Source organism: Thalassoglobus polymorphus (assembly GCF_007744255.1).
Classification (GTDB): Bacteria; Planctomycetota; Planctomycetia; order Planctomycetales; family Planctomycetaceae; genus Thalassoglobus; species Thalassoglobus polymorphus.
The window spans coordinates 6,330,104-6,348,679 of sequence record NZ_CP036267.1 but is presented as its reverse complement, the minus strand read 5'-3'; the positions used below and the strand labels follow the sequence as shown (position 1 = coordinate 6,348,679).

The 18,576-nt window shown below is 50.0% G+C and carries 14 protein-coding genes; 5 read left to right on the top strand and 9 right to left on the bottom strand.

Annotated features, from left to right (window positions below; all coding sequences use genetic code 11):
• The first annotated feature begins 597 nt into the window (after nucleotides 1–597).
• Together ilvE and Mal48_RS22980 are read left to right on the top strand one after the other, a co-directional pair.
• Complete coding sequence (gene ilvE, locus Mal48_RS22985; RefSeq protein ID WP_145205539.1) at nucleotides 598–1,470, top strand: branched-chain-amino-acid transaminase; 873 nt, start codon at nucleotides 598–600, stop codon at nucleotides 1,468–1,470.
• 152 nt (nucleotides 1,471–1,622) lie between these two features.
• Nucleotides 1,623–2,144 carry a DUF2199 domain-containing protein gene (locus Mal48_RS22980; protein ID WP_197441927.1) on the top strand — a complete coding sequence of 174 codons (522 nt, stop codon included), beginning with the start codon at nucleotides 1,623–1,625 and terminating at the stop codon, nucleotides 2,142–2,144.
• A 22-nt stretch (nucleotides 2,145–2,166) separates the two neighbouring features.
• On the opposite strand, the gene Mal48_RS22975 is transcribed toward Mal48_RS22980, so the two are convergent.
• Both Mal48_RS22975 and Mal48_RS22970 read right to left on the bottom strand, forming a co-directional pair.
• On the bottom strand, nucleotides 2,167–3,633 hold the full coding sequence (locus Mal48_RS22975) for a DUF1501 domain-containing protein (RefSeq protein WP_145205533.1): 1,467 nt from the start codon (nucleotides 3,631–3,633) through the stop codon (nucleotides 2,167–2,169).
• 205 nt (nucleotides 3,634–3,838) lie between these two features.
• A complete protein-coding gene (locus tag Mal48_RS22970; RefSeq protein ID WP_145205530.1) occupies nucleotides 3,839–7,189 on the bottom strand; it encodes a PSD1 and planctomycete cytochrome C domain-containing protein in 3,351 nt (1,116 codons plus the stop codon).
• Between the two features lie 310 nt (nucleotides 7,190–7,499).
• On the opposite strand from Mal48_RS22970, the gene Mal48_RS22965 reads away from it, so the two are divergent.
• The gene (locus tag Mal48_RS22965) at nucleotides 7,500–9,053 is read left to right on the top strand and encodes an ABC transporter permease (RefSeq protein ID WP_145205525.1); all 1,554 of its coding nucleotides are present in this window, start codon (nucleotides 7,500–7,502) and stop codon (nucleotides 9,051–9,053) included.
• Nucleotides 9,054–9,237: 184 nt separating this feature from the next.
• Here the strand turns inward: Mal48_RS22965 and Mal48_RS22960 are convergent, their stop codons facing one another.
• The 5 genes from Mal48_RS22960 to Mal48_RS22945 form a co-directional block, all read right to left on the bottom strand.
• Complete coding sequence (locus Mal48_RS22960) at nucleotides 9,238–10,608, bottom strand: M14 family zinc carboxypeptidase (protein ID WP_145205522.1); 1,371 nt, start codon at nucleotides 10,606–10,608, stop codon at nucleotides 9,238–9,240.
• Nucleotides 10,609–10,653: 45 nt separating this feature from the next.
• Nucleotides 10,654–11,334, bottom strand: coding sequence for a hypothetical protein (locus tag Mal48_RS22955; protein WP_145205519.1), 681 nt, complete (start codon nucleotides 11,332–11,334; stop codon nucleotides 10,654–10,656).
• A 415-nt stretch (nucleotides 11,335–11,749) separates the two neighbouring features.
• A complete protein-coding gene (locus Mal48_RS23795; protein WP_261341961.1) occupies nucleotides 11,750–11,881 on the bottom strand; it encodes a hypothetical protein in 132 nt (43 codons plus the stop codon).
• A 123-nt stretch (nucleotides 11,882–12,004) separates the two neighbouring features.
• Nucleotides 12,005–12,367 (bottom strand): hypothetical protein, encoded by a 363-nt coding sequence (locus Mal48_RS22950; RefSeq protein WP_145205516.1) that lies wholly within the window; start codon nucleotides 12,365–12,367, stop codon nucleotides 12,005–12,007.
• Nucleotides 12,364–13,647 (bottom strand): DUF3592 domain-containing protein, encoded by a 1,284-nt coding sequence (locus Mal48_RS22945; RefSeq protein ID WP_145205513.1) that lies wholly within the window; start codon nucleotides 13,645–13,647, stop codon nucleotides 12,364–12,366. The genes Mal48_RS22950 and Mal48_RS22945 overlap by 4 nt, the downstream gene beginning before the upstream one ends.
• Before the next feature lie 442 nt (nucleotides 13,648–14,089).
• Here Mal48_RS22945 and Mal48_RS22940 point away from each other — a divergent pair, with 442 nt between their 5' ends.
• Nucleotides 14,090–15,427 carry a Gfo/Idh/MocA family protein gene (locus tag Mal48_RS22940; protein WP_145205510.1) on the top strand — a complete coding sequence of 446 codons (1,338 nt, stop codon included), beginning with the start codon at nucleotides 14,090–14,092 and terminating at the stop codon, nucleotides 15,425–15,427.
• 297 nt (nucleotides 15,428–15,724) lie between these two features.
• On the opposite strand, the gene Mal48_RS22935 is transcribed toward Mal48_RS22940, so the two are convergent.
• Nucleotides 15,725–16,135: an Hsp20/alpha crystallin family protein gene (locus tag Mal48_RS22935; RefSeq protein ID WP_197441926.1), complete on the bottom strand. Its 411-nt coding sequence runs from the start codon at nucleotides 16,133–16,135 to the stop codon at nucleotides 15,725–15,727.
• Between the two features lie 205 nt (nucleotides 16,136–16,340).
• Entirely contained in the window at nucleotides 16,341–16,745 is a 405-nt protein-coding gene (locus tag Mal48_RS22930; protein ID WP_145205504.1) for an Hsp20/alpha crystallin family protein, read from the bottom strand.
• Nucleotides 16,746–17,185: 440 nt separating this feature from the next.
• Here Mal48_RS22930 and Mal48_RS22925 point away from each other — a divergent pair, with 440 nt between their 5' ends.
• A complete protein-coding gene (locus Mal48_RS22925) occupies nucleotides 17,186–18,331 on the top strand; it encodes a S1C family serine protease (protein ID WP_145205501.1) in 1,146 nt (381 codons plus the stop codon).
• Nucleotides 18,332–18,576: the final 245 nt, after the last annotated feature.

Genomic DNA, 18,576 nt, shown 5'->3' with positions numbered 1-18,576 from the left:
ATGCGGTGACAGAATTGTTGCTTGGCTCAGGCAAGAGAGCAAGGGGCGAACGCAACCAATACAGAATACAGCTGGTGATCTCAGAAGACTTCAGACAAACTGAAGCCAAGTCGACATCACATTTCCCTCAAACCGTTTCTATCAAGAAGCGGTTTACATGGGATTGAATGCCCCCCCAAGTTCGCGAAAGCCGTTTCGGGTAAGATGAAGTCCTCCCCGCGTTGGTCCACATCACCCGCAGCAATTGTGTTGCTCCCGCACACCTCGCACGACAAAATGCACGACAAATCGTGTCCGAACTCGGCCCCCTGCCGAAGTGTCTGGATCTCTGCTCTCTTTCTGTCTTGGCAGTTTTTGCTATCTTTTATGGAACTCGGCGAGTAAAACCACTTCGAAAACAGAAGTTAACCATTCCCCCCACCCGGTTCAGGGGCGACGGATTGAGAGTCAAAAGCTCGGAGGATTGAAACTTGAAAGACAAGTTCAGCTTTCCAAAGCCTGACTTATCGAGAAACATACGCGTATTTTGAACTGCCAGCCTCGAATCTCGACCGTGACAATTTTGTTCGCGGATCGAATCCCAAATTGAGACGACACATGTCTGAGAAGACTTCACAGAAAATTTTCCTGAATGATCGACTGGTGGACAAAGACCAGGCAGTCGTAAGCGTTTACGATCATGGATTGCTTTACGGAGACGGAATTTTCGAAGGAATTCGCATCTATTCATCCAGAGTTTTTCGAAACCAGGACCATATCGACCGACTCTACGAAGGAGCTCTCGCAATCCGGTTAGAGATTCCACTCTCTCCCGAGGAAATGACAGCCGCCGTTGAAAAAACTGTGGCTGCCAACAACATTGTCGATGGATATGTCCGCCTCATCGTGACTCGAGGTGCTGGATCGCTGGGCCTTGATATTCGTCGCACCAGCAACCCTCAAGTGATTATCATTGCCGATACGATCAGCTTGTACCCCGAAGAGCTGTACGAAACAGGCATGAAAATCATCACCGCGAGTACCATTCGCAATCATCCAAGTGCGCTCAGCCCGCGTGTAAAATCGTTGAACTATCTCAACAACATCCTCGCAAAAATCGAGGGAACCGACGCCGGGACGCTTGAAGCTCTGATGATGAACCACAAAGGCGAAGTCGCTGAGTGTACGGGAGACAACATCTTCATTGTGAAAAATGGAGTGCTGAAGACTCCCCCACGAGACGCTGGAATTCTCGAAGGAATCACTCGCAAAGTTGTCATCGAACTCGCCACTGAGGCGGGTATTGATGTCCGCGAAGAAGCGATGGTTCGTCATGACATCTACACTGCGGACGAGTGCTTTCTGACAGGATCTGCAGCTGAGGTCATCCCGGTTGTCGATCTCGATGGAAGAAAAATTGGAACTGGCACACCTGGCGAAATCACGAAGAAACTTCGTAAGCGATTTCAGGAATACGTCCGCGAAGCCTAAGGGAAATCGAACCTTGGTCTTTACGTTCCGCCTCGTAGCGATCAGTCGATGAAGTCATGAAAATGATCTTCACAGGGACGACAAACATCGAACACCACTGTTCGCAGCGGCGACTTGACCACCAACAACATCGACTCAACAGGAGAGGACGATTGTCAGACTCGCAAGGCTTCCAATGCAATGTGTGCAACGAATTTCACCCTGAGCTTCCACTTGCCATGGGGCCACAAGCACCCGCTGAATACTTTCAAATTCCGTCAGAAGAGATCGAGGAGCGGGTTGCCCTCTCCCCGGATCTTTGCGTGATCGATCAGGAGAAGTTTTTTGTTTGCGGCAATTTGGAGGTTCCAATTCAAGGTTCCGACAAAGTCTTCTCCTGGGACCTTTGGGTTTCCTTACCTAGGCAAGACTTCGCGCACATTCTCGACTCATGGGAAGATGAAAATCGACAAAACGAACCACCCTTAGCCGGAGCACTTGCCAACACGCTACCGACCTATCCCGAAACTCAGAACCTCAAAGCCTTCATTCATTCTCGCTCTGTCGGTCTGAAACCGCTCATCGTCCTTGCCCCGACGGATCACCCACTGTCTCGTGAACAGCGAGAAGGAACGACAATGCAACAGGTTCAGTCCATCGCTGAGCAAGTGCTGCATCCCGCAAACGACGAATGATTTGCATCAGATGAGAATTTCGTCAGGTGAGAATTTCGTCAATGACGTGACCATGAACATCGGTCAACCGGCGGTCCAATCCGTTATGTTGAAACGTCAGTTGCTCATGATCCATCCCCAGAAGATGTAGAATCGTTGCATTCAAGTCATGGACGGACGAAACATTTTCGACAGCTTTGAATCCGAGTTCGTCGGTCTCTCCGTAGCTGACCCCCGGTTTGATCCCCGCGCCGCCAAGCCAGGCTGTGAATCCTAGCGGATTGTGATCGCGCCCCTTGGCCCCCTTCTGGAACATCGGCATTCTGCCAAATTCGGTACACCAGACAACAAGTGTCTCCTCGAGCAACCCACGTTGTTTGAGATCTTTGAATAGCGCCGCTGAGGGTTGGTCCATAATCTCGCCATGAACATCGTACTGTTCTTTCAGCTTTGAATGGCCATCCCAATTCAATCGCCCGGCACTCGCATACGCACCGTTAAAGAGCTGAACAAAACGAACGCCGTTCTCAAGCAGGCGCCTCGCAAGAATGCAATTCTTCGCATAACCCGCTTTGATTTCATTCGGCGAGTCCGCCCCGTAAGCTTTGAGAGTTTCTGGCGTTTCAGAAGTGAGGTCGCTGATCTTCGGGACAGACAATTGCATCCGGGCTGCCAGTTCATAGCTAGCAATTCGGGCAGCGAGATTCCCATCGCCGGGGTGTCGTTCAAGATGGTCTTCATTGATGAACTTCAACAGATCACGAGCAGCGAGATCTTTAGCTCCGGCAAATGATTTGGGGGCTTGCAAATTCTGAATTGGATTCGAAGCACTAAATGGAGTCCCCTGAAAGACCGCAGGTAGAAACCCTGGCCCCCAGTTGTTGACGCTTGCTTGCGGGACTCCTCGTGGATCAGGAATCGCAACAAACGCAGGCAAATCTTGACTCTCCGAACCGAGCCCGTAGGTCACCCAGGCACCGATGCTTGGAAATCCGTCGAGGACAAATCCCGTCGAGAGAAAATTCTCAGCGGGACCATGTGTATTTGATTTGCTGGTCAGTGTATGAATGAAGGAAATATCGTCGACCAACTCCCCCATGTGTGGAACCATATCGGAGACCATTTTCCCGGTCTCACCGTATGGTTTGAAATCGTACTGCGGACGAGCCAGGTTGCCTGCAGGCCCCTGAAAAGTGACAGCTGGTCCCCCTTTGAGTGGCGTGCCGTCTCGCTTGGTCAACTCAGGCTTGTAGTCGAACGTTTCGAGTTGGCTGCAACCTCCTGCACAAAAAATGACGACAACATTCTTGGCTTTCGCATCGAAATGTGGCTGACGCGGTGCGTGTGGTCTCGCTGGGTCAATTCGTGGTGCAGGCCCTGCCAGCAAGCGATCCTGTTGCAGCAAACTCGCCAGCGCAATCGATCCCAGCGATGTCCCCGTCTGGCTTAAAAAACCACGGCGTGACAACAACTGCCGTCCGGCAGTGCTCAGCGAATTCAGGGTGTTCATCGCTCTCTCTATTTCGTATGAGCCTGCCTGACACATCAAGTTTCAGACTTAAAGTGTCAGACTCAGCAATTTCAAAATTCAACTTTCTACTGATTCGTCTCTCTTTCTCAGACCGAGGCTGAGAAAGAGACTGAAACCTTCCAATGCAGCCGCAACGAAGCGGGAATCAGAGTTTTCAAGGTCGCATGTCATGTTCAACAGAGCACTACGGCAGCGTGACGAATTCATTACTATTGAATAAGACTCGCAGCAATGTTGAAAGCCCGTGTTGTTCGACAACGGGTATCACGGCTGAGAGCTCCTTGGAACTCGGTTCTCGTTGAAGCGTTTTCTCATAGGCGGTTCGTACCTGCAATTCAATCGATGGCAGCTCATTCAGTTTCATTGCCAGTGATTCTGACTGATCAGCAATGAAGGGGCTGTTCATCAAGTTCAGTGCCTGAATGGCCGTTGTTGATCGACTTCTTTGAGGGGTCGGCTGACCTGCATCGGGACAATCAAAAGCCCCGAAGACCGGAACTCGCTCCATCCGAATCTTGTGAGCATAAATCATTCGCCGAAGTCCCTCATCCTTGAATTCTAACACAGGTGGGAAACCGTTCAGTCCTCCGCGGGTTTTAAAGAAATCAAATCCGGGGCCGCCCATCTTGAGATTCAAATTTCCTGTCGCTTGCAACAGCCCGTCGCGAATCGCTTCTGCCTCAAGTCGGCGTGAAGGATAACGCCAGAGCAATCGGCAATCAGCATCGACGCTTTGGGCATGAGGAACCATCTGATTGGATTGTTGCCAGGTTCTCGAAGTCAGAATCAGTCGATGGATATGTTTGATCGACCAGTTATGCGTCACAAACTCCTGCGCCAGCCAGTCGAGGAGTTCAGGATGCGAAGGTGGTGAACCGTTGAGACCGAAATCGCTGGGTGTGGAAACAAGCCCCGTCCCAAAATGGTATTGCCAGAGACGATTGACCATAACACGAGCCGTCAATGGATTCTCAGCACTTGCCATCCACTGCGCTAATTCATAACGTCGTTGAGAATCAGGTGAATCGCTGGAAAGTGAGCGCTCCTCGTTCTTGCTGAAGATTGCAGGTGTGGCAGGATCGATCTTCTCTTGCGGTTGCTCCGGATCTCCTCGCAGTAAAAGATGTGTTTCATCCGGCTTCCGGAAAACTCCAGCATAGACTTTCTTCGGCGTGGTGAGCGTCCGATACCGTTGTTCCAACTTCTTCAGCTCATTCGCGTAACCACGTAACTCATTCCCCTTCTCTTCCGGTGCGATCCTTAAGCGAGTTGTCGCTTCATCGAATGTTGTTCCAAACGGAAGTCGATCCGCTGACGAAGCAACTGTTTTCCAGTCCCCACTTCCATTGCGGACTTCGATTTTGTACTGAACGGGCAGTCGATCTTTCAGTTTTCCCGTGCGATCTCGCCCCCAAAGAATACGATCTATCTCAATGGACTCCGGGAAATTAAGTTGAACCCAGCCGGCCCCTTTTTCATTCGAAATCCAGCTTTTGTCATTCCCCAGTTTTCCATCATTGATATGTTTCAGCTGATGTCGTCCGCTGTTGGATAAATTGCCAGACGACGTTGCCGTCACCCCCAACGATGCCAAAGCGACGTTCGGGCTTTCCGGGTCAGTGGTGAAAACCTCTAACTCATCGATGCACGGTTCGTAACGATTGTTGTTGGTTGTTGCTGAGATCGTAAATCGAACAGCAGTCGCTTTCACTGGAGAGAAACGTTCCAGGTTCTGCTCAAAGTTGACTGGTTGACGAAGATGTGGGAATCGATTGGTGAGTCCAGCGGGACCGTTTGCTTCTTGCAGGACGATCGCATCTGCAGTGATGCCTGTCCCTGTTTCACCACCACGAAGGATCAGCTTGCTGCTTTCGTTGATTCGATAACGTCCGACATTTCGAAGCCCACTCCAGAGCGGCTTCTTCTCTGACTCACCTTCAACCTGCCCCTCGAAATAGTACTGATCAACAATGGCAATTTCTGTCTGATCCTCAACCGTTTCAAGATCTCCATCCAAGTCCAGTACGTAACGTGCATCACGCGTGTGCACTCCGCTTCCATGGACTCCCCACGAAATCCAGATTTCGTACTCACCTGCAACTTGCATGTTATACGTGAAGACATCTTCACCGGGACGATTGTCCCACCATGTGTATCGCCCACGACTCAGGTTGGGCATCCGGCCTGCAGTCCCGGGGTCATCTTTGTACCCACGTTTTGCCCCAGGCGGGTTTTTCCCATGCCCGTTCTTTTTCTGCAAAAGCGTCACGCGTTCCAAATCTTCATCATCGATCAGGACAACCTTCGCCCCCATAGCAAGAGGCTCAAACTTCATGATCTGATTTTTCAGGTCAGCGATATTCGGTTCGAGCTTTTCAGCCTCTGCCATATTTCGCCTGTACTCTTCGTCATGAATTTCCCGATCGCCGTATTCGACACCCGCAAAAAACGCCTGCATCGAATAGTAATCAGCAGCTGTAAGTGGATCGAACTTATGATCGTGACACCGAGCACACCCCAAGGTGAGGCCTAGAAACGTTGCACTTGTCCCGACGACCATTTCATCGAGAGAATCCTGACGTGCTAACCGCTTCGACGGTTCATCTTTCCCAATTTGGCCGGGCAACAACACAGCAGCAGCGACCAGGAACCCTGTCGCTGCATCTTCGCCATATGCCTCGCCTGCGAGTTGTTCTCGTACAAACTGATCGTATGGTTTGTCTTGATTGAAAGCATCAACCACATAATCTCGATAGGGCCAGGCATTCGCTCGCGGAGTGTTGACTTCGAACCCATGCGTATCCGCATAGCGAACAATATCCAACCAATGCTGCCCCCAACGCTCGCCGTATCGTGGACTCTTCAGAACAGCATCGATGTGCTGATCGAAGTGCTTCGCTGATGGCTCTTTTATGAACTCATCAACTTGTTCCCACGTTGGCGGCAAACCATGCATGTCGAAATAGAGACGCCGTATCAGTGTGCGGGGATCGGCTTGAGGAGAAAAACTGAGCCCCGCCGATTCCAACTTACGGTTAATGAAAACATCAATCGGATTCGGACTGGCAGCGAGTTCCTTTGCGAGAGGAGAAGCTTCTGCGGGAAGCTTCAGAGGCTGAAACGACCAATGATCTTTCGGATCACCCTGTTCAACCTCAGCATCAGGGAAGGCTGCTCCATCGTCGATCCAAGTCCGAATGAGGCCAATCTGCTTCTGAGTAAGTGGTTCACCTTCAGGGGGCATTCGTTCGAATTCATGGTGCGAGGAAATCCGTTCAATCAACAAACTGGCTTCTGAATCACCGGGGACAACGGCTTTCCCACTCTCTCCACCTTCTAGAATGAGAGCTCCCGAATCGAGCCGCAACCCCGATTCCTGCTTCAGTGCCCCGTGACACGCCCAGCATTTCGTTTTCAGTAACGGTTTGATCTCATGCTCATAACTTTCCTCCGCATGCAGAGCCGACAGATTGCACAGAACGGCAACTGACAACAACTGAATCAACCTGAAACCACAGCCTGGGAAGGAAGACATAATTTTCCATAAATCTCGAATCGAAACACAATGATGCAAACTATATCGTGAAGGAGCAGAACAGATGTGTCAATCTGGTTCCAGCTCCCGACGAAAAGGCGCACCAATTCAGTACCTCTACACTGAGTCCCGGTGACTCCACGAGGGCTCTTCTCGTGAATCAATCGCCAAAAACTAGTTGCCCCCGTTGCAGTATTTTTCCCGGAACCCTTTCCAGAACGACAAATTTTCTCCAACGTACTTCGCGACGAATTCGTAGTTCCATTACCATTCTGGGCATGACGCTCATCACTAAGGGATCGATTCCTAAATGATTCGTGGAACTCTTACGCTTCTCAACAGGTCCATTCGTGGCGATGCGCTGAAGTCGCAGGCGCACTGGGTCCGTATTGCGAGCGTGATTCTACTGCTGGTCTTTCTCTTTTTTGCCCATTTCCGCTCCAGCATCATTGGAGCCCCCGGCCTCGAATTCTTTCGATCCATGGCGTATCTCGGCATCGCTCTCATTTCGCTGGCTGGCGTGGGACACTTTTCGAACTCGATCACCGAAGAAAAAGAAGAAGGAACTCTGAACCTCTTGTTGCTCGCGGATATCTCTCCACTTTCGATTCTCTTGGGGAAGTCAACAAATCGAATCCTCTCGGTATTCCTGATCTTTGCTGCCCAGTTCCCGTTTGCATTACTCTCCATCACACTCGGTGGAATTACTGTGACACAAATTTTCACGACGTACCTCACACTCTCCGCGTTTCTGTTCTTGATCGCCAACCTCGCCCTGTTCGCCTCTGTTGTTTCGCGTCGCTCGGGAGAAGCTTCCGGCTTGATGGTTCTTTTCACATTATTTCTTCTGGGGCTTGTCCCAGCCACTTATCGCGCATGCAATGAACTGATTCAACTTGGCTACCTTGAGGCGAACGGGAGAATTCACTCTGGAATTGAGTCGCTGAAACTCTTACACGACAAGACCTCGGTCATTGACCAGATTTCTCTGATCTTTGAACCAAATTCCGAATATGCCATTTTCAGCTGGCAGGTCCTCTATTCATTCTTGTTGGGGACTTTGTTTTTCCTGATGGCTTGGGCCTGGTTCCGCCGCATCGTCTGGTTACCGGAGACCGTCGAACCAAATCGCGTAACGATTTCAAAACCGACCCGCCGTTGGACTCCTTACATCGCTCGCCCCTGGCCATTGGCTCTCGCCTGGAAAGATTTTTACTTTCTCGGAGGAGGCCCGTTCTTCGTTGCCGCAAAAATGATTCTATTCCCTTTATGGATCATTTTATGCCGAGAGTACTCCCCCGAAATCTATCGCTATACATCCGCAAGCGGAGAACAGTTCGCCCGGGACGCATTGATGATAATCTTCGCAATAGAGGCAATGCTGTACTCAGCTCAGTTCCTCCAGTCGGAGCGTCAGCTTGGAACATTGCCGACACTGCTGATGTTGCCACGCTCAGTCGGCCAGATCACTTACCAGAAAATGCTCGGCTGCCTGATTGCGACTGTGCCGACACTAATCGCGATTCTTATCGCAGAATATTTTTTATATCAAGAATCCCCGAGAGAATTGATCATCCATTCCCGAGGGATGTTCGCCTGCCTGTGCGTGCTGATGATTCTCTGCCAATTAACAGTCCTTTGCTCACTCATCTCGAAATGGGGAGCCCTTCCGCTGGCGATCGGCATCATGCTCATCACAGGAATGATTCTGGCACCGTTCATCGCAGGTGCCATGACATTAATCTCCCGAGCCAATCAAGGTGTCCTAGCGGAGCTGAGTCCACTGATCTATTCCACAGCCATTGTCTCCGGAGCGATTCAATTTGAAATTGCCCGGCGAACACGATTGATCGCCGGAGCGTAATTGGCAAGGTCTGCGAGGCCATCAAACCAGAACGGTTTCCCAGCGTTTCTTTTGGCTGCTCACGATATGAAAAACCTGCCGGCTCCGTGGTGTGAACCTCGGCGCGGCAGGTTTTGTTCTGTAAACGATACGTAGCCAAAAAACTCCAACCAGACGAGTTGGTAGCGACTTATTCGCAGATCCCTTATCGCTCGGGTGGTGGGGGAAGCTCGTAGTACTTGGGATCGTCCGTCACTTGGAATCCACTTGGGTTTTGTGCCTGCTTCCGATTTGGCGGAGGAGGCAGAATTTCGACGTACCCCAGTTCACCATCCGGTTTCTGCGGAGCAGGTCGTCTCGTCTGCGTGTTCTCAAGTGGCAGAACTTCCTGTTGAGATCGATTGGCGATGTTGTTTTCCGAACCACTCTCTCCGGGAGAATTATTATGAGGAGAACTGTTCTGGGGAGTATGCTCCTGCGGATTAACTTGTGGCGAATCGAAACTCAAAACTGAAAGCTCCAACAACTCTTTCGCAGACATCTGCTGGAAGCCTTTCGGTGGCAAATGGACAGCCATTAACTCTGCATTTGTCCGTAAAGTCACGAACTCTTCCACCGATCCGATTTTGTATTCACCGTCAAACGTCCCCGCACTCCAGTCTTTCCGTTTGCGAATCGGATCGACCGCGTGCTTCAATTTTTCGTTGAGCAACACAAGTGGTCGTTGACCAATGCTGCTGCGAACATGAATCACACGATGAGGCTGAAATCCCTTTAGAATCTTGATGAGATTTTGAGTTTCAATTTCACTCGCTGGGTGTGGACCAGTGAGTCGATTCGGGGTCGCAGTGAACCAGGTTGAAGGCATATTCCGATTCAGGTCGACACCATGATGATTCGTGTGAATATGCTCCGCCAAACCATCTGGATTCGGGGTACGCAGAAAGACAAACGAATACTTTGGAGAGTTCGCATACACACCAGACAATCCAGCAACGGAATCCAGCAGCTCGATACTTTCCGGCTCGTTTCCGTAGATGCTACCCAATATCAAAATTCGATAAGAACCGTGACCAGCATGCGACATTTGAATCGGTCGCCCAGTCCCGCTTTTCATCGGCGTCTTCCAAACTTCTTGAACCGAAGTAGAAGTTGATGCCTGCGGAAGAGCCTCTTGGACAGAGGGCTCGACAACAGGTTTGGTCACCGGCTTGTTCGTACTCAATGATTCGGTAGCTTCGGCAGTTCCGGGGAACGGCTGCGGACTTCCTAATTCAATGCGACTCGGCCTTGCTGGGCTGTGGTGAATATCGAGTGTCTTAAAGCCTCGCGGCAAAAGCTGGGCGGACTCAGTCTCGGCTGCGAGCGGAGACTGTTTTTCTGTGGCAGGCTGCTTCTCTGTGACAGACTGCTTTGCATTAGACTGGCTGAATTCAGGCTCCTGAAGACTTTGCTCAGGCAGACTGAACTCTTGTTGGGCAAGCCCGGGAGTCTGAGCTGACGGGGCCTTAAAGCTGGCGCAGCTCGAACTCAAAACCAGAGTTGACAACAAGCAGCCGAAGGGGAATCGACTCATATTATCGTACTCAAGATTGAAGATGTTGGCGTTTGTTCGCAATCCTTAGCTGAACTCGACGCCAAGCTGATAACGCAGCTCGTTGAACTGCTCGATATGTTCCTCCGTGGACGAATGAATATGTTCAGCTTCTGTAATGAAGCGGATTGTGTCACTTTGATAGAGACCGTGTGATTCCAGCACTTCGATGAATGGGTCAAGATCGTGCCCGTACATCATCAAGAGCTTGTGCTCATCGAATTGCACTTCCATTGGAACCTGTGCATTCAAGACAGCGATTCCCGTGCAACCATCGTTAGTCAGTACATCTTCGTAGTCGTAAAGCATGCTTTTGAGAATTGGTAATTCAATACTCTCGCGATACAAATCGTCATGCTTCCCGAGTGAACTGTCATGGCTGGTTTCCAGGACGACATCAACTTCATCCCCCAGCGGCACGAGAAGATCCATAAACAGATCGAACAACTTCTCGCGAGTTTGTGATGCCATAATGACTGGAACATCAATTTCCGTCTCTGCATCGCGATAAACATCTTTACGCCAGCCAGCTCCCGGAATGACTTTCAGATCAAACGCAGGACGAACGGCATCCGTAAGAAGGTAACTCCCGTACCGAGCTATTTTCAGATGCTCTTCAAGCTGCGTCGACGAAGCTGAGTGACGAGCAGATTGTGCTGAAGAATCTTCTCTGATTGATTTCGCGTTGTTAGGTTTCAAAAAACCCATTCTGTACTCCAATGTCTTTTTAAGCCCGGTCACTTCACGTTGTGTAAAATGAATTCATCACTTCGATTGATGAAGGCCATCTGATTTGTGTTACGCAACTCTAGCACTGGAAATCGAGCGTGCGTTTGGCATCTGAAGAGGAGTCCCTGTTTTGATCCTTTCCACAAATGATTTCTCAGGAAAGTCCAGTCAGGAAAGAGAATGAACTAAGAAAAGAGGGACCGATTATTCCGGTCATTCACACAAGAACCGATGCCAAAAAACACCATCTTTGGTGAATCGTCATCACAATCGATTCAATCGGTCGCGAGTGAGTTTCCCGCTCCACTGCGCCGGTTTCCCCAGTGAATTCGCGAGAGTGAAAAATTGCTCAGTGTTGACGGCGATTCATGCCTCGTGGTGAGCAGCAATTTCATTAGAGAAATGCGTTCTTCACAGACTCACGGTAGAGCTCGCGAACCGTCCATCGCTTGTGAACCTTTCCGTTGTTCTTGAGAACGCAAACCGTAATTTGTGTTGCGTGAACGTCTAATCCAACGTAAAACATAGTCGTCTCCTGAGATCGGGGTGGTGAAAAATTACAGTTCCACAATACCCGATTGACGGAGACTTCCTACATAGTTTCAAACTCCTCTACCGCCACTGTTGCTCGATGATTCTCTGATAGGGTTTACCCGACAACAACTTCTTTGCCCCGTGGAGCGACAGTAATTTCGCGCCGCATGGAGTCACGGCCCGGCAAAGCAATCAACTCGATCGCCCAGATTACCGAAATCAGTTTCCCGGAAAAGCTGTACGGTCCCCAGGGGAGCGTGAATGTGACGTCTTTTTGATCGTTGGCTGCCGGAGAATCGAAGCGGACTGTTTTGACAACTTTCAAATCCCGATCCCCTTTCCCCGAAGTGTTCCAGACAAGTCGAACTTCGACCGACTCCGGAACTGATTCCAAATCCCAAGAGGCAATGAACCCGATCTCAGCACCGGGATCAAACTCTGTCATATCGTGAGCAAAAATTAGTTCAAGATTTTTCATTCGTGCGGAACCACTCTAATCGGAAATTTGGCGTTAATATCCGGCCACATCGGGATGTCTCCATGGAAGTGGATTTGCCAGATGACCTTGTTGTTCCCTCCGTTGAAGCTGTGCATCATTTCCGTAGGAATATTGACCTCTACTTCTCCCTCTGCCAATTCATCTAAAGCAGTCGTTTCGAAGAGAACTTCTTTGCAGAAGGTTTCAGTATCTGTGTAGGTATTCGTGCCTCGACGGTATTTTGCTTCTTCCAGTCCGGTGAGTGAAATTTTCAACTTCTGAAGCGAGCCAGTTCCGTTCGGGAACCGCCACTGCAACAGCGCCGCCCCGCCGAGCGGAATCAGTTGTCGACTCAGGACCAGGACCGGCTTCGGATTCATTCCCGCCATAAAATTGTAAATCGAAGCGAGAAAGACTCCAATTCCAATTAAGACAAACGGAACCAGAATCAGATCTTCAAACCCTAAGTCCAGCTTTGCCCAGTTTTCAAATCGAGAAAAGACGAAAACGGAAACAATCCCGTTCCAGATCAGAGCAAAGAATAATAGAAAGAGGGCAAGCCCGAACGGCGAAGACTCCTGAGCGAGTGTGACAGAGCCCGGCTCTTCAAAAAGATCCTCTTCGTCATAACTTGAGTCAGACCATTCCGATTGGCTCGCAACACGATTTGTAGAAAATGACTGCGACGAACGCCCGGTCATGGCCTCGCTCAGACTGGCATCTCCAATCGCCCGGTTCTGCATGTGCGTCAGTTTGTTCTTAATTCGAGTTCTTCCAAAGAAGACAACCCAATACCCAACCAATCCGATCACCATAAATGGAATCGGAAAGAGCCCCCACCACATCTTCGCAGAGAGCCCCCTGTGAAGAACCGATTTTGTGGGATCATCAGGATCGACAAAACAAACGTGCTCAGAGCCCTCTTTATACTTAGCGACAATCCGTTCCTTGGAGGTTCTTCCACTGGTGGACATGTCAAAAAAATCGTATTGATCACCTTTGTGCAATTTGCCGTCGAAGGTGAATTGGTATTCAATTTCCACACGATAGGTTTCCCGCCCTTCGACATCACTTTTGATAATCGTGCATGGAGTTTCCACCCAGGAACTTGCTTCCCAGACCTGAAGACCAGGGTGCACTGCAGTCAGCCAGAGAAATAAACTGCCAATGCCAAAAAACATTGTGGAGAAGACCAAACCAAACAGAACGCCGAAGCAGCCAACCAGACTTCCAAAACCCGGAGACCGTGCGACAGAGAGTGCCTCCTGTCGTTTCGCCATGCTGACTCACCTTCCCTTGTTGCTGAAAACCAAACAAACGTGATCGTTCTATGATGGAGTCTGAACAATCTGCAAGAATCTGGCGATGGCAAAATCTGGAGAGTTTCAAAAAAGTTGTTGAGAAACTTAACTTTGAAGTTTAGCCCCTTTCTCTCCCCTTATCTGCTCCGCAACTTTACGGCCGTCCATATTCTTCTGGACTGGTGCTCAAACTGACTCAAGTCTCTCAGCGGCAAAGCGGGTTCCACGGTTTAGATTCCACGGTTTAGATTCCACGGTTTAGATTCCACGTTTCAGATTCCACGGTTCAGGTTGCACGGTTCAGGTTGCACGGTTCAGGTTGCACGGTTCAGGTTGCACGAGAATTCAGATCTCTCGACAATATGAATTGACTCCAATCAGCATTGCTCCTCTTTCACACACTCTACAACGAAGTCACGCCATGCCTCACATCCCACGTCGTACGTTTTTGAAATCGTCCGCTTTGACATTGGCGTCCCCTTTCATTCTTTCAACTGGATTGAAAGGTCAAAACCGAGCGGCTGCGAACGATCGTATCAATGTTGGAATCATCGGTCTGGGCTCGCGTGGATTCAATTTGCTCAATGCGTTTTTGGCTGACCCACGAGTACAAATCACCGCCATTTGCGATGTCCATGACCTGCACTATCGCGACCGCGATTGGGGTCAAGGAACTCTTTTCGGTCGAATCCCGGCGCGCACAAAAATTGAACGTCAATACGGCAAGGCGTACAAGTCCGGGAGTTACTCAGGACTGTTCATTACGTCTGACTACGAAAGCCTTTGCCAACGAGATGGAATCGATGCCGTCGTTGTCGCCACCCCGGATCATTGGCATGCACACTGCACACTCGCAGCGATTCAGGCAGGGAAAGATGTCTACTGTGAAAAGCCGGTCACACATTACTTCGGAGAAGGCCAGCAGGTTTACAAAGAAGTCGAAAAGCAGAAAGCAGTTTTCCAGACCGGTTCTCAACAACGCTCGGAACCATTATTTCAGCATGCTGTGAACCTGGTACGAAACGGAGTGTTAGGAAAGATCAAAGAGATCGAAGTCGGAATTCCACCCGGCTACGACACACCGCAGGGAAGCACTGAGGTTCTCGTCCCACCTGTCGGGCTCGACTACAACCAATGGTGCGGACCATCTGAAATGTTGCCCTACATGCAGGCTCGACACCACCGCTGGTGGCGTGGACATCGAGCGTTCGGTGGTGGCGTGCTGATGGATTGGATCGGTCATCACAACGACATTGCTCACTGGTCACTCGATCTCGACAACGATGGTCCAACAGTCGTTGAAGCAGTCGACTGGACCTTCCCGGAGACGGATGTCTACAACACTCCGCATCAGTACACGATTCGTTGCGAGTATGAAAACGGAGTGACATCGACCATCGCCAGCCAAAATGAACTTGGAACCAAATGGATCGGCGAGAACGGTTGGCTGCACGTCAGCAGAGGCAAGCTGTCAGCCTCTGAGAAACAATGGAAAGACCTGAAGTACAATCCCGGTAAATTTCGTGTTCAAGAAGTCCCCAGCCATGTCGGTAATTTTCTTGATTGCATGAAAAGCCGCCAGCAATGTTTAGCGCCGGCGGAGACAGCTCACCGTTCCATTACACCGGGTCACCTTGGGTATGTGTCGCATCAGCTACAAAGACCGCTCAGATGGAACGCAAAAGAAGAGGTGGTCATTGATGACCAGGAAGCAAACAAACTGTTAATGGCCGCAAGCTACCGGAAGAACTGGAGCTAAAGCAGCTTTCGAATTGGTTTGCAGAATCTGCCTCGTGTCGAACAGCATTATTGCTAGAGAAATGCGTTCTTCACGAGCACACGGTAGAGCAGTCAGCTCCAGCACAGCTTAGTCGACCTGCCCCCGTGCAGAACACGTCTTGCCTGTAAAATTGGTATTCGACATACGGCTGCACGCGAAAGTTGTTTCTCAAAATCCTTCTGAATGCAAACAAAAGCAGCTCAGGAACACTCTGTCCTGAGCTGCTTGATTGCATGTGCCTTGCTGCGATCACTTAACGTGGTCACTTGACTGGGATCACTTGACTGTGAGCTTGGTCTTCTGAGCCATCGCACTTTTGGGGAGATCGAGCCAGGCCACTCCATTTTTCATCTCAACCGTAATTCCTTCACGATCAATTTCATCCGAGATACGGAAAGTTCTTTCGTAGCAGCGATCAGAGCCACATCCACTCACAACACGAAAACCTTCAGGGAGATCGAATCGAGCAACCCCTTTCAACGACAAGGTCTCTTTCTCCAGTGTGACATCGAGATCATCTTTGTGGACACCGGGGAGATCGACTTTCAATAAGTAGCGATCTTCTTGCTCCATAATGTCAACACGCGGTCTCATTCTCAGCGCCGGAGTGGTGGAGACTTTTTCGCATTCGAGAGCGTTCGTTTCACAAGTATTTGAACTTTTGTTTGTATCAAGTGTTGAAGACATAACATTTCTCCTTAGAGCATCTTTTGATTTGTATTCAGGTCCTGCCTCGTGGCGAACAGCATTTTTGCTAGAGAAATGCGTTCTGCACGGGCACACGTTAGAGCAACCTGCTCTAGTCATAAATTCAGAGTTGTTTCATTCAAACCGGAGAGCACAATCTGAAATTGATTGCGCCAAGAAGCCTTCCTGAAAACAGCGAGCAAAATTATTGCACGGTCAGCTTTCGAGGAAGTTCTTCAGCCGGCTTTTGGATTTTCAGCCGCAGCACGCCATGCTCATAATTGACGTCTGCCTGTTCCGGATCGATCCGGAATGGCAGTTCAAAACGGTAAGCCTCTGAACCAGTCTGTCTCTCGCGAATTTTCCAATTGATATTCGAATTATCGACCTCGCTCTGACGTTCTGCGCGGACCAGCAAATTTGTTCCATTCACTTCAACGTCCAGATCCTCTCGCTCGAATCCGGGGATGTCGATTTCAAAAACAACAGCCCCGTCATCACTGGCGATGCGATGGACTGAAGTTGGTTTGGAGTCCAGATGATTTTTCATCAAGGCCTCCCATTCACGAGCAGAATTCAAAAACTGATGAAACCGATTGGCAGTCAACATTGTTCCCTCCTACTCAAAAAAATCTGTCAAAATTGGTTATTGCCAGCACTGTTGAAATCAGCCAGCAAGCAACAATGAACATTGCAAACAGCGTGCCAACCAGTCCAACGAACCTACTAAAACCTTTAATCAATTCAACTTACGCACGAAACACACTTCTAGCCACAACAAAGGTCAACCACAGAAGTGCCGATATGGCAGCAACCGCAGGCGACAGGGTCACGCCAATTAGGCAGTCACCTAATCAAGAGCAATCGATTCTCCATTCTCAACAGATACCGCCTGGACTCCTATGCGATCAACTTAAGCGGCCTATTCAGTGGCGGGCGAACCCGGAAGCGGGGTTGAGCGGATTGCAGTTACGATTTATATCTATACTGAGACGAAGCTACCTGGCTTCGTTGCTTGAGTCGCAACCAAATGAAGATACGGGAGCACCGATGCGACAGCTGTTTGTGAGTTTGTTTTCTATCCTGCTGATTCAAAATTCCGTTGTGGCACAAGTCCAACCACCGGTCTTGCCGCAACTCAATGCGCCACCAAGAAGCTCGAAACCAGCCTCCCCAAAGCTGGAATCCTTACCGAGTCTTTACAACGAAGAGGGGCTGACTCCTGACGAAGCTGTCAATGTTGCCGTCTACGAACGTTGCAACCGAAGCGTTGTCAACATTTCCACCCTTGGGGTTCGCGCTGATCGTTTTTTCCTGAGGACCACGGAAGAGGGCAATGGTTCCGGATCTGTGCTCGACAAAGAGGGGCACATTCTGACGAATTACCATGTCATCGACCGAGCCCAACAAGTCGCAGTGACACTGTATAACGAGGAGACATACCCAGCGAAGTTAGTGGGAGCCGATCCAGTCAATGACATCGCTGTGATCAAGATCGATGCGAAGCCGGATGAACTCTTTCCGATCGAATTCGGAGACTCAGATAAGCTTCGCGTCGGCATGCGCGTCTTTGCATTAGGAAATCCGTTTGGCCTCGAACGGACGATGAGCGACGGGATGATTTCAAGCTTGAACCGCACACTTGAAATTCAACAGAACTGGATCATCAAATCAATCATCCAGATCGACGCGTCTATCAACCCGGGAAATTCAGGCGGACCGCTGATCAACTCACATGCAAAATTGATCGGGATGAACACCGCGATTGCCAGTCGCGTCGAACAGAGTGCCGGGATCGGTTTCGCCATTCCGATCAATCTCATTCGTCGCGTTGTCCCGGAACTGATTGACCATGGCCGAGTGATCCGTGGAGAGATCGGAATCTCGCATGTCACAGTCACCGAGCACGGGCTGCGAGTGTCGCAATTGACTCCGAATGGTCCTGCTGAAAAAGCTGGAGTTCGCGGCCCACGACGAATTCGACGCGGGCCAGCTGTCATCATTGACCGATCGGCGGCAGATACAATCGTTGCTCTGGAAAACGAGCCGGTCGCCTCAGCTGCGGAGTTCCTCGGAATTATCGAGAGCAAAAAACCTGGCGAAGTCGTCACATTAACGATTCTTCGCAACGATCAGCTGATCGAAATCTCTGTCACACTGGGCGGAAGCGTCAACGAAAAGGGTGTCGGCATCTAGAGTATTTTCAATGCTTGCCGTGCCTGTGAAATTCTCTTTTATGACTTCACAGACGCCCTCGATACGTACAGGCAGGTCAACCAGCGAACAACACAGCGCCACGTTTCACCGTCTCTCACGATCAAACGTGGCCTTGTTCAATGAAATCCTCAAGAGCAAATCTACAATCCGCATTAACAGTACTGTCTCGTGGCATCAGCGTATGGACTTGTGAAAACCTACTTCGCGGACAAGAGAAACATTGA